At 72.5% G+C, this 14,495-nt stretch carries 10 protein-coding genes, 2 tRNA genes and 2 pseudogenes; 11 read left to right on the top strand and 3 right to left on the bottom strand.

The window, feature by feature from the left end:
• The first annotated feature begins 228 nt into the window (after positions 1-228).
• The 10 genes from GV126_RS17210 (at position 229) to GV126_RS17165 (ending at position 10,756) form a co-directional block, all read left to right on the top strand.
• Positions 229-319: transfer RNA gene (locus GV126_RS17210), tRNA-Ser, on the top strand.
• A gap of 270 nt (positions 320-589) precedes the next feature.
• Positions 590-662, top strand: a tRNA-Arg gene (locus GV126_RS17205).
• Positions 663-795: 133 nt separating this feature from the next.
• Positions 796-1,419, top strand: coding sequence for a UTRA domain-containing protein (locus GV126_RS17200; protein ID WP_159667520.1), 624 nt, complete (start codon positions 796-798; stop codon positions 1,417-1,419).
• Between the two features lie 7 nt (positions 1,420-1,426).
• The gene (locus GV126_RS17195) at positions 1,427-2,176 is read left to right on the top strand and encodes a glycosyltransferase family 2 protein (RefSeq protein ID WP_159667517.1); all 750 of its coding nucleotides are present in this window, start codon (positions 1,427-1,429) and stop codon (positions 2,174-2,176) included.
• Positions 2,177-2,492: 316 nt separating this feature from the next.
• Positions 2,493-3,368: a DUF2797 domain-containing protein gene (locus GV126_RS17190; RefSeq protein ID WP_159667514.1), complete on the top strand. Its 876-nt coding sequence runs from the start codon at positions 2,493-2,495 to the stop codon at positions 3,366-3,368.
• A 77-nt stretch (positions 3,369-3,445) separates the two neighbouring features.
• Complete coding sequence (locus GV126_RS17185; protein WP_028421341.1) at positions 3,446-4,186, top strand: response regulator transcription factor; 741 nt, start codon at positions 3,446-3,448, stop codon at positions 4,184-4,186.
• On the top strand, positions 4,183-5,976 hold the full coding sequence (locus GV126_RS17180; RefSeq protein ID WP_159667511.1) for a sensor histidine kinase: 1,794 nt from the start codon (positions 4,183-4,185) through the stop codon (positions 5,974-5,976). The genes GV126_RS17185 and GV126_RS17180 overlap by 4 nt, the downstream gene beginning before the upstream one ends.
• Before the next feature lie 14 nt (positions 5,977-5,990).
• Positions 5,991-7,475, top strand: a complete 1,485-nt coding sequence (locus tag GV126_RS17175) for a bifunctional glycosyltransferase family 2/GtrA family protein (RefSeq protein WP_159667509.1) — start codon at positions 5,991-5,993, stop codon at positions 7,473-7,475.
• Positions 7,476-7,726: 251 nt separating this feature from the next.
• Positions 7,727-9,790: an ArnT family glycosyltransferase gene (locus GV126_RS17170; protein ID WP_185947366.1), complete on the top strand. Its 2,064-nt coding sequence runs from the start codon at positions 7,727-7,729 to the stop codon at positions 9,788-9,790.
• Positions 9,791-9,991: 201 nt separating this feature from the next.
• Positions 9,992-10,756 (top strand): TetR/AcrR family transcriptional regulator, encoded by a 765-nt coding sequence (locus tag GV126_RS17165; RefSeq protein WP_159667504.1) that lies wholly within the window; start codon positions 9,992-9,994, stop codon positions 10,754-10,756.
• Positions 10,757-10,820: 64 nt separating this feature from the next.
• On the opposite strand, the gene GV126_RS17160 is transcribed toward GV126_RS17165, so the two are convergent.
• Positions 10,821-11,300 carry a PPOX class F420-dependent oxidoreductase gene (locus GV126_RS17160; protein WP_159667502.1) on the bottom strand — a complete coding sequence of 160 codons (480 nt, stop codon included), beginning with the start codon at positions 11,298-11,300 and terminating at the stop codon, positions 10,821-10,823.
• Positions 11,301-11,579: 279 nt separating this feature from the next.
• On the opposite strand from GV126_RS17160, the gene GV126_RS17155 reads away from it, so the two are divergent.
• Positions 11,580-12,347 carry a GAF and ANTAR domain-containing protein gene (locus GV126_RS17155; protein WP_236570030.1) on the top strand — a complete coding sequence of 256 codons (768 nt, stop codon included), beginning with the start codon at positions 11,580-11,582 and terminating at the stop codon, positions 12,345-12,347.
• A gap of 162 nt (positions 12,348-12,509) precedes the next feature.
• Here GV126_RS17155 and GV126_RS37660 read toward each other — a convergent pair.
• Positions 12,510-12,635: pseudogene (locus GV126_RS37660) on the bottom strand (YceI family protein); the annotation flags it as partial.
• A pseudogene (locus GV126_RS17150) lies at positions 12,632-14,449 on the bottom strand (MDR family MFS transporter); the annotation flags it as partial. The pseudogenes GV126_RS37660 and GV126_RS17150, both read right to left, overlap by 4 nt.
• Positions 14,450-14,495: the final 46 nt, after the last annotated feature.

Below are 14,495 nucleotides of genomic sequence, written 5' to 3'. Positions count from 1 at the left end.
CCGGGGGACGGGTCCGCCGGCTCCGTCTCCCGGCCCTGTCCGCCGGACCCGTCCCCCGGCCCGTTCCTCGGTCCTGTCCCCCGGATCCACCATCGCGCCGACGCCACGGTCAAGGGCTTTGCTCTGGGCCCGTTCCGCCTAGTACCGTGGGGGGCGATTGGTGACACCCCGCTCGACTGTGTCATCATCTGCACGCACCACTCACGCGCTCGCGTGAGCGGTTGTGCTGGAGGCGTCGCCTAGTCCGGTCTATGGCGCCGCACTGCTAATGCGGTTTGGGCCTTAAAGCCCATCGAGGGTTCAAATCCCTCCGCCTCCGCGCAAGATCCCGAAGCCCCGGTCCCAGGACCGGGGCTTCGTCGTTCCGGGGACCGTGGGTCCCTGCCCCGGCTTCGTCCGTACTCGGATCCCTCCGTGCCCGGGTCCGGTCCGCCCGTCCCCGCTCCCCTTCTCCTCGTGCATCGCGTTTCCGCAGGTCAGATGGGGTGCGGGGAATGGATTTCACATGACGGCGGCAGTCATGTAATGTTCTTCCTGTCGCCGCGAGCGGGCCGAAAGGAACGGGATCGGGGGCAAGAAAAAAGAACAAGCACTCGTAGCTTAACGGATAGAGCATCTGACTACGGATCAGAAGGTTGCAGGTTCGAATCCTGCCGAGTGCGCACAGACCAGAGGCCCCGGAGTGATCCGGGGCCTCTGGCGTTTCTCTCTCCTGCGCCCGTGCTGATCGCTTCTAGGCTGTTGTCGATCGCGTGCTTCTGGATCGCGACGAGCCGGGGAGCGAGGTGGCCGACGGTGGTGGAGCGGTACGAGACGGTCCCCGAGGAGGGGCGCGGGCAGCGGCAACGGGCCGAACGGTGCAATCTTCGGCACCAGTGGGAGAAGGACCGCGTGCGCGCGGGTGTGCGGGAGCGTCGCAGCACCGGGGCCACCGAGCGGGAGACGGGGCTGGACACCGGGCAGCTGGCGTTCCGGGCCGCGTACGAGCGGATCGAGGCGTCCGCGGAGCTTGCCGCCGTCCTGGGTGTCGAGGAGGGCACCGCCGTGCTCCGGCGGACCTATCGCACGCGCAGCGCCGACGAGGACGCGCCGCTGAACGTCTGCCGTTCGCACATCCCCTACGCGCTGGCCGCGCGGAATCCCGACCTGCTCGACGCCTCCCGGGAGCCGTGGCCCGGAGGGACCATGCACCAGCTCTCCACGGTGGGCGTCGAGGTGGACCGGGTCGAAGAGGTCGTCACCGCGCGCCCGCCGACCGGTGAGGAGGCCGGGGAGCTGGGGCTGGGGCCCGGGGTGCCGGTCATGGAGATCCGCAAGACCCTGCACGACGTCCGCGGGCGGGTCGTGGAGGTCGCCGACGTGGTGCTGCCCGCCGATCGCTACGCCGTCCGGTGCGTGACCCGACTGGAAAGGTGGTGAAGGCGCCGTGGCGCACATCGTCTCGGTGATCACTCCGGTGCACGGACCGAGCGCACACCACCTGCGGGACGCCTACGCCTCGCTCACCCGGCAGGAGATGCCGCCGGGCTGGGAGTGGGAATGGGTCCTTCAGGAGGACGGGGAGAGCACGGAGGTGCGGCCGCACGTCCCCGCCGACCCCCGGGTCCGCTTCGGGCAGGGACGGCAGGGGCGGGCCGGCATGGCCCGGACCATGGCGCTCGCCCGCGCGCGCGGTGACCTGGTGAAGGTCCTGGACGCGGACGACATGCTCACCCCGGGGGCGCTGCGGCGCGACATCGAGGTGCTGGCCGGTGACAGCGGTGCCGCGTGGACCACCTCGCGCGTGCTCGACCTGCTGCCGGACGGTTCGACGGTCGGCTTCGACGGCGACCCGCCGCCCGGCCCGATCGCCCGGAACGCCGTCCTCGAACGCTGGCGCACCCACGACTACCGGGCGCAAGTGCACCCGGCCACGCTGTGCGCCCGCCGAGACCTCGTGAGCGCGCTGGGCGGCTGGATGGCCCTGCCCTCGTCCGAGGACACCGGGCTGCTGATGGCCCTGAACGCGGTGAGCACCGGGTGGTTCATCGGGGACTGCGGGCTGCTGTACCGCAAGTGGCCCGGGCAGACGACCGCCCAGAGCGAGCACCACGACGACGCCGAGCGCCGCGCCCGGATGAAGGTGATCGAGGAGCGGGCGGAGGCGCTCGGCAGGCTCAGTACCTGGTGTCTGTGAGCCGCGGCGGCTCGGTTGCCGGGCGACCCCGCCGCCCGCCGGTCGCCCGTTGCCCGTGGTCAGTCGGTTGCTGTGCCGTCCGGTGCCCGCCGTCCGCCCGTCGCCCGCCGGTCGCTGTGTCGTCCGCGGGCCGGCGTGCGCCGTTCGCAGGCTGTCGCACCGCCGTCGTTGTGCCGTCCGCCGTCCGCCGTCCGCCGTCCGCCGTCCGCCGTCCGCCGTCCGCCGTCCGCGGGCCGTCGCCCGTCGCGCGCCGAGTGGCGGGCGTCGTCGGCTGGTCCGGCGGCGTTGTCAGTGGTGGCTCGTAGTCTCGTGAGGGATGGCGCAGGTGTGGAAGTGCTCGGGGCTGCGCTGGTCGGCGGACGGCCCCGTGCTGGTGTGGCAGGGCGGGCGCAGGAGCGCGCTGCCGTGGGGGAAGCACGTGGCCTTCGGGGTCGCGGAAGGGGGAGTGCGGACATGCGTGGGGGCACGGGGGAACGCGTGTGCGGCCCAGGCGGTGGTGCCGGGCCGGAGCACGGGGGCGCGCTGCGAGGAGTGCGCGCGGCTGGAGCGGGCGCATTCGGTGGCCGCCGACACCGTCGCGGACGATGCGCGGCCCTACCGCGTCTACCTGGCGTGGTTCGGGCCCGGCCTGACCAAGGTCGGGATCACGGCGGTCGAGCGGGGCCCGGCGCGGCTGCTGGAGCAGGGCGCCGTCTGCTTCAGCTGGCTGGGCACCGGCCCGCTGATGGCGGCGCGGCGCACCGAGGAGCTGCTGCGCGCCGCGCTCGGCGTGCCGGACCGGATCCCGTACGCCGAGAAGCGGGCCGTGCGGTCCGCGCTGCCGCCCACCGCGGCGGAGAGGGCGGCGGAGATCGAGCGGCTGCACGGGCGGGCGGGTGCGCTCGGCGGCTGGCCGGAGTCGCTGCGGCCGGAGCCGTTCCGGCCCGTCGACCACGTGTCCGTGTTCGGGCTGGCCCGGCTGCCCGCCGCCGTCGGGGAGGTGCGGGAGCTGGTGGCGGGCGGGGCGGTGCGCGGTGACCTGGTCGCGGCCGCCGGGCCGGATCTGCACCTGGCGACCGGGGGCGGGGTGGTGGTGCTGGACACGCGGCTGATGGCCGGCTGGCAGCTCGGTCCGGTCGCCGCCGAGGGCGGACTCGCCGTCCCTGTAAGGGAGTTCAGGCGGGTACCCGGTGTGCAGGAGGGGCTGTTCTGAGCGGCGGCTGGGGGTTTCTCAGGGAAATCACAGATCCGTGAAAGCGTGCTCTCAGAGGGTGTCGCCAGGGTGTTCCCATGACCACGACTTCGCCCCAGGGGCGCACCGAACTGCTGAGGCCGGACGGGAGCCCCGTCCGGGTGCTGGTGGTGGACGACGAGCTGTCGATCACCGAACTGCTCTCCATGGCCCTGCGCTACGAGGGCTGGCAGATCCGCACCGCGGGGGACGGCCGCAGCGCCGTCCAGGCCGCGCGCGAGTTCCGGCCCGACACCGTCGTCCTGGACATGATGCTGCCCGACATGGACGGGCTGACCGTCCTGGGGCGGCTGCGCCGCGAGCTGCCCGACGTGCCCGTGCTGTTCCTCACCGCGAAGGACGCCGTCGAGGACCGTATCGCCGGCCTCACGGCGGGCGGTGACGACTACGTGACCAAGCCGTTCAGCCTCGAGGAGGTCGTCGCGCGGCTGCGCGGGCTGATCCGCCGCTCCGGTGCCGCCGACCGGCGGTCCGACTCCGTGCTGGTGGTCGGTGACCTCACCCTGGACGAGGACAGCCACGAGGTGTCGCGGGGCGGCGAGAACATCCACCTGACCGCGACCGAGTTCGAACTGCTGCGGTTCCTGATGCGCAACCCGCGCCGCGTGCTGAGCAAGGCGCAGATCCTGGACCGGGTCTGGTCCTACGACTTCGGCGGCCAGGCCAACGTCGTCGAGCTGTACATCTCCTACCTGCGCCGCAAGATCGACGCCGGACGCGAGCCGATGATCCACACCCGGCGCGGCGCCGGTTACCTGATCAAGCCCGCGACTTCATGAGCGGACGGCGACGGCCGCGTCCGCAGAAGCGGGAACGCACCCCGCGCCGTCCGGGCGCGGCGCGCACCCCGCGTGCTCTGCGCCCTCCGCGTGCTCCCCGCCCCCCGCGGACGCTGCGGACGCGGCTCGTCGTCGCGTCCGTGCTGCTGATCGCCGTCGTCTGCGCGGTGATCGGCACCGTCACCACGCTGGCCCTGCGCTCCCACCTGTACGAGCAACTGGACGAACGGCTCGGCGAGGTCGCGGCGCGGGCCTCCGGGGTCATGCCGCCGGACGCGCACCAGGGCACCGGCCACGCCCCCCAGGTGCAGCCGGGCAAGGAGATCGACCTGACCGAGTTCGTCACCCGGGGCCCGCAGCCGCAGGGCACGATCGTGGCGGCGGTCGACGGCGGCTCCGTCACCGAGGCGCGGTTCGGCAAGAAGACCAGCGACAACAACATCCCGCAGCTGACCGCCCAGGCCCTCGACCAGGTGCAGACCGCCGCGCTGGCCACGGTCGCCCGGGACCGGGTGCCGCACACCGTGGGCATCCCCGGCCTCGGCGGATACCGGGCCCGGTACGTCACCGGCCCCAACGGCACGTACTACGTCGCCATCCCCACCGCCGACGCCGACAACACCATCAGCACCCTGATCCTGGTGGAGATCAGCGTCACCGCCGCCGGCCTCGTCGCCGCGTCCCTCGCGGGCGCCGCCATCGTCGACGTCGCCCTGCGGCCCCTGCGCAAGATCGCCGCCACCGCCACCCGGGTCTCCGAACTCCCCCTGCACGCCGGCGAGGTGAACCTCAGCGAGCGCGTACCGGAGTCGCAGACCGACCCGCACACCGAGGTCGGCCAGGTCGGCGCGGCCCTCAACCGCATGCTCGACCACATCCACGGCGCCCTGCACGCCCGGCAGCACAGCGAGACGCGGGTACGGCAGTTCGTCGCCGACGCCAGCCACGAGCTGCGCACCCCGCTGGCCTCCATCCGCGGATACGCCGAGCTGACCCGGCGCGGCCGGGAGCAGGTCGGGCCCGACACCCGGCACGCGCTGGGCCGGATCGAGTCCGAGGCCGGGCGGATGACCCTGCTGGTGGAGGACCTGCTGCTGCTGGCCCGGCTGGACGCGGGCCGGCCGCTGCAGTTCGAGCGGACCGACCTCGTCCCGCTCGTCGTGGACACCGTCAGCGACGCGCGGGCGGCCGGCCGGGACCACGACTGGCGGCTGGACCTGCCCGACGAACCCGCCTTGGTGTCGGCGGACCCGGCCCGGCTGCAGCAGGTGCTGGTCAACCTGCTGGCCAACGCGCGCACGCACACCCCGCCGGGCACGACCGTCACCGCGCGCGTGCGGCGGGAGGGCGCCTGGTTGTGCGTGGACGTGCAGGACGACGGGCCGGGCATTCCGCCGCGGCTGCTGCCGCACGTCTTCGAGCGGTTCGCGCGCGGCGACTCCGCGCGGTCCCGGGCCACCGGTTCCACGGGCCTGGGCCTGGCCATCGTGCAGGCCGTGACGACCGCGCACGGCGGCGCCGTCACCGTGGACAGCGTGCCCGGGCGGACCGTCTTCACCGTCCGCCTGCCCGCACTCGCGCCGACGGCACCGACACCGACGCCGACGTCGATTTCGGCACCGACACCGACATCCACATCGGCGTCGGCATCGGTACCGATGCCTGTTCAGGGTCCGGCCCCGGCGCCGGCGTACGTGACGTACGGGACCTACGAGGCGTACGACGGCGGACGGCAGGCGCACTCACAGGTGCAGCACAGCGTCACCACACGGACGGTACAGGGCGGTTGAGAAGAGTCGCCGCCATGCGAACCGACTCTTCTCCCGGCGCACTGCCGGCGCGGGAGCACCTTCCGGCCACAGACGCCGGAACGCCTGTCCTGGACGTCGTGATCCCCGTCTACAACGAGGAGAAGGACCTGCGGCCGTGCGTGCTCCGCCTGCACGAGCACCTCACCCGCACCTTCCCGTACGCCTTCCGCATCACCGTCGCGGACAACGCCTCCACGGACGCCACCCCGAGCGTGACCGCCCGGCTCGCGGCGGAGATCCCCGAGGTCACCGGCGTCCGCTTGGAGCAGAAGGGACGCGGCCGCGCCCTGCGGACCGTGTGGTCGGCCTCCGACTCGCCGATCCTCGCCTACATGGACGTCGACCTGTCCACCGACCTCAACGCGCTGCTGCCGCTGGTGGCGCCCCTCATCTCCGGCCACTCCGACCTGGCGATCGGCTCCCGCCTGACCCGCGCCTCCCGGGTGGTGCGCGGGCCCAAGCGGGAGTTCGTCAGCCGGATGTACAACCTGATCCTGCGCGGTTCGCTGCAGGCGCGCTTCTCCGACGCGCAGTGCGGGTTCAAGGCGATCCGGCGGGACGTCGCCCGGGTGCTGCTGCCGCTGGTGGAGGACACCGGCTGGTTCTTCGACACCGAGATGCTGGTGCTCGCCGAACGGGCCGGTCTGCGGATCCACGAAGTGCCGGTGGACTGGGTCGACGACCCGGATTCCACGGTGCACATCGTGCGGACGGCAGTCGAGGACCTGAAGGGCGTCTGGCGGGTCGGCAAGGCCCTGGCCACGGGATCGCTGCCGCTGGACCGGCTCGCCCGCCCCTTCGGCGACGACCCCCGCGACCGGGAGATCCAGGACGTGCCCCGGGGGCTGGCACGCCAGCTCGTCGGCTTCTGCGTCATCGGCGTCCTGTCCACCCTGTTCTACCTGCTGCTCTACAGCCTGTTCCGGCAGTTCTGCGGCTCCCAGATCGCCAACGCCCTCGCCCTGCTGGTCTCCGCGGTCGCCAACACCGCCGCCAACCGCCGGCTCACCTTCGGGGTGCGCGGCCGGGGCGGGGCCGTCCGCCACCAGGCGCAGGGCCTGGTCGTCTTCGGCATCGGCCTGGTGCTGACGAGCGGTTCGCTCGCCGCCCTGAACGCCGCGACCAGCCACCCGGCGCACTCCACCGAACTCGCGGTCCTGGTCGCCGCCAACCTCGCCGCGACCGTGCTGCGCTTCCTGCTCTTCCGCGCCTGGGTCTTCCCGGACCGCCGCGACCAGCAGCAGACCATCGCCCCGACGGATGCCGCCCCGGCGGATGCCGTCTCGGCGTACGCCTCCTGGACGGGTTCTCCCTCGTCGTACGCCACCTCGTCGTACGCCACCACCCGGCCGCACCCCGGCACCAGCACCACCACCGGCACCGGTGCCGGCCCGACCGCACAGCCCCAGCCAGGGGACGACACCGCCCGGCTGCGGCCGGTGCGTCCGCTCGGCACCGACCCGAGGGACCCGCGATGAGCACGGAGTACACCGCCCGCGCCGACCACACAGACCACCTCGGTCACAGGGACCACGACCACAGCGACCAGAGGGGCCACAGCGGCCACACGGGCCACAAAGATCACGACCGTACGAGCCGGCCCGCGGGCACGGCGCCCGCGCCCCCCTCCTTCGGGCCGCCCTTCGGCGAGGGCCCACCGCCGGCGGCCCCCGGCGCGCCGTCCCGCGCCCACCGCCTGTGGCGGGGCCGGCCGGAGGACCCGAGCTGGGTGCGCCCGTCCTTCCTCGCCCTGCTGCTCGCCACCGGCGTGCTCTACCTCTACAACCTCAGCGCCTCCGGCTACGCCAACTCCTTCTACTCGGCGGCCGTGCAGGCGGGCAGCGCCTCGTGGAAGGCGTTCTTCTTCGGCTCGCTCGACGCGGGCAACGCCATCACCGTCGACAAGCCCCCGGCCGCGCTGTGGCCGATGGCGCTGTCGGTCAGGATCTTCGGCCTGAACTCGTGGGCGGTGCTCGCGCCGCAGGTCGTCATGGGCGTGCTCACGGTCGCCGTGGTGTACGCGGCCGTGCGCCGCCGGTTCGGTCCGGCGGCCGGGCTGATCGCGGGCGCGGTGCTGGCGCTCACCCCCGTCGCGGCGCTGATGTTCCGGTTCAACAACCCGGACGCGCTGCTCGCGCTGCTGATGTCCCTGACCGTGTACTTCGTCCTGCGGGGCATCGAGGACGGGCGCACCAAGTGGCTGGTGTGGGCGGGGGCAGCGGTCGGCTTCGCCTTCCTCACCAAGACCCTCCAGGCCTTCCTGATCCTGCCGGCGCTGGCCCTGATCTACGGGTTCTGCGCGCCCGTACGGCTGCGCAGGCGGCTGGGACAGCTCCTGCTCGCCACGGTGGCGATCGTCGTCTCCGGCGGCTGGTGGGTCGCGATCGTCGAACTGTGGCCCGCGTCCTCCCGGCCGTACATCGGCGGGTCGCAGCACAACAGCTTCCTGGAGCTGACCTTCGGCTACAACGGCCTCGGCCGCATCAACGGCGACGAGACGGGGAGCGTCGGCGGCGGTGGCGGACCGGGCGGCGGTGGCGGCGGTGGCGGCCAGTGGGGCGAGACCGGCTGGGACCGGATGTTCAACTCCGAGATCGGCAGCCAGATCTCCTGGCTGCTGCCGGCCGCGCTGATCCTGCTCGTCGCCGGGCTCGTCCTGACCAGGAAGACCGCGCGCACCGACCTGACCCGCGCGTCCTTCCTCGCCTGGGGCGGCTCGCTGCTGATGACCGCGGGTGTCTTCAGCTACATGGCGGGGATCTTCCACCAGTACTACACGGTGGCCCTGTCGCCCTACGTCGCCGCCGTCGTCGGCATGGGGGTGACCGTCCTGTGGGAGGAGCGCTCCAGGGCGTGGGCGTCGCTGACCCTGGCCGCCGCCGCCACGGCGACCGCGGCCTGGGGGTACGTCCTGCTCAACCGCACCCCCGACTACCTGCCCTGGCTGAAGTGGCTGGTCCTGGTCGGCGGGCTGGCCGTGGCCCTGGGGCTGATCTTCGTCTCCCGGGTCGGCCGGCGGCTCGCCGTCGCCACGGTCGCCGCGGGCTTCGTGACCTGCCTGGCCGGACCGACCGCGTACACGCTGAGCACGGTGAATTCCGCGCACACCGGCTCCATCGTCACGGCCGGACCCGCGGGCGCGAGCCGTATGGGCTTCGGCGGCAGGGGCGGCGGGCCGGGCAGGGCCGGCATGCCCGGCGGCTTCGGCGGTGGCGGCATGCCCGGCCAGAACGGCCAGGGCGGTCAGGGTGCTCCTGGCGGCAACGGTTTCCCCGGCGGTGGCGTCCCCGGTCAGAACGGCCGGACCGGCCAGGGCACCCCGAACGGCCAGAGTCAGCAGAACGGCCAGAACGGCAACGGCTTCCCCGGCGGCGGCCGGACGGGCGAGGGCGGCCGGACGGGCGGAGCCGGCGGCATGGGCGGCCTGCTCGACGGCGCGAACGTCAGCTCCGCGGCCAAGAAGCTGCTTCAGGCGAACGCCTCGCGGTACACCTGGGTCGCCGCGTCCATCGGTTCCCAGAACGCGGCCAGCTACCAACTCGCCACCGCTGACCCGGTCATGGCGATCGGCGGCTTCAATGGCACCGACCCGTCACCGACGCTCGCCCAGTTCAAGACGTACGTGGCGGACGGCAGGATCCACTACTTCATCGCCGGCGGCGGCATGGGGGGAGGCATGGGCGGCAACGGCACCGCCTCGCAGATCAGCACGTGGATCGAGAAGACCTTCAAGAAGGTCACGGTCGGTTCGGCGACCTTCTACGACCTCACGCAGCAGACCGGCGACAGCTGACGGCACGCCGAGGGGTCAGGGGCGGTGCCCGCTCGGGCACCGCCCCTTCGCGCTGCGGCGCCGCCGCGGCGTTGCGGGCGGGGCCGAGCGGGAACACTCGAAGAGGGTGGTCGCCGGGACGGTCGGCACGGCGCAGCCGCACGTCAGGCGCGGTCACACGCCCTAGCATGACCGCCGTCGGAAAGCTGAGGAAGGTGCGCCATGGGGAAGCCGGCCGGGGGCAGGGGTGCGGCGCGGACCAGCGTGTGGCTCGAGGGGAAGGCGCGTCGCGGCGCACGCGGCGGCGGGCAGCCCTCCGGGCTCGACCTGGAGCGGATCACCGAGGTCAGCGTGCGGCTGCTGGACGCCGAGGGACTGGCCAAGTTCTCCATGCGCCGGCTCGCCGCCGAGCTGAACGTCACGGCGATGTCCCTGTACTGGTACGTCGACACCAAGGACGACCTGCTGGAGCTGGCCCTCGACGCGGCCTTCGGCGAGCTGCGGCTGCCCGGCGCGCAGGACGGCGGGGACTGGCGGGAGCAGCTGCGCGCCCTGGCCGGCGAGTACCGGGACCTGCTGGTGCGCCATCCCTGGCTGTCGCCGCTCGCCGGGACCTTCCTCAACATCGGCCCGAACCACCTGGCCTTCTCCGGCGCGGTGCAGCGGGTCATCCGCCGCACCGGGCTGCCCGAGCACCGTCTGGCCGGTGCGATCTCGGCCGTGTTCCAGTTCGTGTACGGCTACGGCACGATCGAGGGGCACTTCGTCGCCCGCTGTGCCGAGGCCGGGATGGCCCCGGACGAGTACTTCCGGCACGCGATGAGCGTGGCCACGCGGGCGCCGGACGCCGCCGAGGTGCTGCGGGAGTCGGCCGGCCTCATGGCGGCCCGCGGCGGTGACACCGTCGCGGAGATGCTGGACCGCGACTTCACCTTCGCCCTGGACCTGCTGGTCGCCGGGATCGAGGCGATGGTCGCCCGCGGCTGAGGCCGGCCCCGCCCGGCGCAGCGCGGCCTGCCTCCACCGCCCGCCCCGCTCCTTGCCCCTGCCTCTACTCCTGCTCCTGCCCCTCCACCAGCCGCGCCGGGAAGCCGCCGGTCGCCACCGGCCCCCACCGCTCCGGTGTGATCCGGATGATCGACTTGCCCTGCTTGACCATGGCCTGGCGGTACTCGTCCCAGTCGGGGTGCTCGCCGGCGATGTTGCGGTAGTACTCCACGAGCGGTTCCACGGAGTCCGGCGTGTCGATGACCTCCGCGGTGCCGTCGATCTGGACCCACGGCCCGTTCCACTCGTCGCTCAGCACGACGATGCTCACCCGGGGGTCCCGCTTGGCGTTCCGTGTCTTGGCCCGCTCCGGGTAGGTGGAGACCACGATCCGCCCGGAGTCGTCCACCCCGCAGGTCAGCGGGGACGCCTGGGGGCTGCCGTCGGTCCGCCGGGTCAGCAGCAGGGCCCGGTGGCGGGGGCGTACGAAGTCCAGCAGTTCCTCACGTGTCACGCGGGTGTTGGTCGCGATGTTCGGTGCCATGCCCGCAGCGTAGGGGGTGCGGGCGTCGGGGTGGACGTACGACGGCTGATCCCGTCGTGCCTACCACCGGCCGGGTCAGGCACGGCTCGCGTCCCGAGCCGGTGCGACGACGGTCTCCCCGAGCCGGGGCGGCGACGATCTTCCGATCCGGTGCGGCGACGGTCGCTGGCCGGTCCGGAGCGCACCGTCCACCAGGTGGAAACGATCGCGTGCGGACGATATACAGTTCTGTTCGTCCTGTGCTCGCAGTCGGGAATGTGCTGCGGAGCTCTCCTGCGCATGGCCGTACGGCCGTGCATGCTGAAGAGGTTCGTGGTGCCTGCGTCCGATTTTCCCGAACTGCCCTGTGCCTCCGAGGGCGACGTCCTGACGGACGACCTGGAGCTGTCCGAGGCCCTGACGGTGGTGGCGCGTCACCTGCACGAGACGGACACCCCGGACCACACCATGCGCACGGCCGTCCGGCTCGCCGTCCGTCTGCTGCCGGGCGCCGAGCACGCGGGCATCTCCGTGATCGAGCGCAGCGGCCACCGCCGTACGATCGCCTGGACCGACGAGGTCGTGCCCGCCGCCGAGGGCCGCCCGGCCGCCGACCGGCACCGGACGCCGTACTGGGAGCACCTGTGGCACACGCCCGTGGTGCACTTGGCGGACAGCGAGAACGCGGACGAGGACGGCGACGCCGCCCTGGCCGCAGCGGGCCTGAGGTCGGCGCTCGCCCTGCGGCTGCGCACCGAGAAGCGCCGGCTGACCGTGCTCACCGCCTACTCCGGCAAGCCGCGCGCCTTCGACGCGACCGCCACCCGGATCGGCCGGCTGTTCACCGCGCACGCGAGCCTCGCCCTGGACTCGGTGACCGTGCGCGAACAGCTCACCGAGGCCATGCGCACCCGGGACTTGATCGGCCAGGCCACCGGCATCCTCATGGAGCGGATGAACATCGACGCCGCGGAGGCGTTCGACAGCCTGGTGCGCGCCTCCCAGCGGGAGAACATCAAACTGCGCGACCTCGCCCGCCGCGTCGTCGACGCCAAGCGCGCGGACTGACCGGCGGGACCGACCGGCGGATCCCCTCATACGTGAGCCCTCCTGTGCGGAAGCGGGTGCTTCCGCACAGGAGGGCTTTCACTTGCCGCCGACGACCGCCTGCTGCCGGCGACCGGTGATCAGGAGGCCGGCTACCGGCTACCGGCTACCGGCTACCGGTGGTCAGGTGGTGGGGAGGGTGTCTCCTTGGACGGCTTGGATGTCGAGTTGGATTTTGAGGGTGGTGCCGATGGCGGCGATGCCGGCTTGGAGGACTTGGTTGTAGTTCATGGCGAAGTCTTCGAGGTGCCGTCGCTCTGGGCGACGGAGCGGCCCAGCTGGCGTCCGGCCAGGGAGATCAGCGTGATCGCGGCCTGCGGCACCGGAGCGCTCTCCGCACCGCGCACCACACCACGCACCGGAACACCACCGCCACTGCTCAGCGCGGGCGCCTCCTGCTCGATCGTCGCCACCGCGGCGAGCCGCTGATCGGCCCGCGCCTGCGCGGCGGGCTCGGCGACCTCGGAGGTGGTGCCCTGCCGCTCCTGGGCCTCGGCCACGACCGGAGCCGCGGCCGGGTCCACCGGGGCGGCCTCGCCCTCGGCGGCCTGCGCCAGCGCACCCTTCGTACGCAGCGGGACCTCCTTGATGAACAGCGTGATCAGGAAGGCGACGGCGGCCAGGACGGCGGCGATCAGGAAGACGTCGGCGATGCCGTGCCCGTAGGCGCTCTCCATGACCGTGCGCAGCGGCGCGGGCAGCGCGTCCATGTCCGGGATGCTGTCGGAGCCGGAACCCGAGCCGGAGGCCAGGTGCGCGTACTTCGGGCCGAGGTCGGCCAGGCCGTCCTTGACGTAGTGGGTGATCCGGTTGGCCATCACGGCACCGAGCGCCGAGACGCCGATCGCACCGCCCAGGGAGCGGAAGAAGGTGACCGTGGAGCTGGCCGAACCGAGGTCCGTGGGGGCGACCTGGTTCTGCGTGCACAGCACCAGGTTCTGCATCATCATGCCGATGCCGAGACCCAGCAGGGCCATGAAGACGGCGGTCTTCCAGTAGTCCGTGTCGTAGCGGATGCTGCCCAGCAGGCCCAGGCCGGCCGTGACCAGCACACCACCGCTGACCAGCCACGCCTTCCAGCGGCCGGTCCGGGTGATGAACTGACCGGAGACGGTGGAGGAGACGAACAGGCCACCGATCATCGGGATCGTCATGACACCCGACATCGTCGGGGACTTGTCCCGGGCCAGCTGGAAGTACTGGCTGAAGAACACCGTGCCGCTGAACATGGCGACACCGACGAACAGCGAGGCGAGCGACGCCAGCGAGATGGTGCGGTTGCGGAACAGCCGCAGCGGGATGATCGGCTCGGCGGCCTTGGCCTCCGCCAGCACGAACAGCAGGCCGAGGACGACGGAACCGCCGACCATCACGCCCGTCTGCCACGACATCCAGTCGTACTTGTCACCGGCGAAGGTCACCCAGATCAGCAGCAGCGAGACGGCCGCGGAGATCAGGAGCGCGCCCAGCCAGTCCACCTTGACCTGCCGCTTGACCACGGGCAGGTGCAGGGTCTTCTGCAGCACGATCAGCGCGATCACGGCGAACGGCACGCCGACGTAGAAGCACCAGCGCCAGCCCAGCCAGCTGGTGTCGGTGATGACACCGCCGAGCAGCGGGCCGCCGACGGTCGCGACCGCGAACGTGGCGCCCAGGTAACCGGAGTAACGGCCGCGCTCACGCGGGGAGATCATCGCGGCCATGACGATCTGCGCCAACGCGGACAGACCGCCGGTGCCGATGCCCTGGACCACGCGGCAGACGATCAGCATGCCGGGGTTCTGCGACAGACCGGCCGCCATCGACGCCACGACGTAGATGATCAGGGATATCTGGACGAGCGCCTTCTTGCTGTACAGGTCGGCGAGCTTGCCCCACAGGGGAGTGGCCGCGGTCATCGGCAGCAGGGCGGCCGTGACCACCCAGGTGTAGGCGGACTGGCCGCCCCCCAGATCACCGATGATCTTCGGCAGCGCGTTGGAGACGATCGTGGACGACAGGATCGCCACGAACATGCCGAGCATCAGCCCGGAGAGCGCCTCCATGATCTGCCGGTGCGTCATCGGAGCGCCGTCCGGGGAGCCGCCCCCGTGCTTGGCGTGAGCCCGC

It is taken from the genome of Streptomyces mexicanus (assembly GCF_902506575.1).
Lineage (GTDB): Bacteria > Actinomycetota > Actinomycetes > Streptomycetales > Streptomycetaceae > Streptomyces > Streptomyces mexicanus.
Note: the sequence above shows the minus strand (reverse complement) of the source record. Positions and strands in the feature narration are given on the sequence as shown.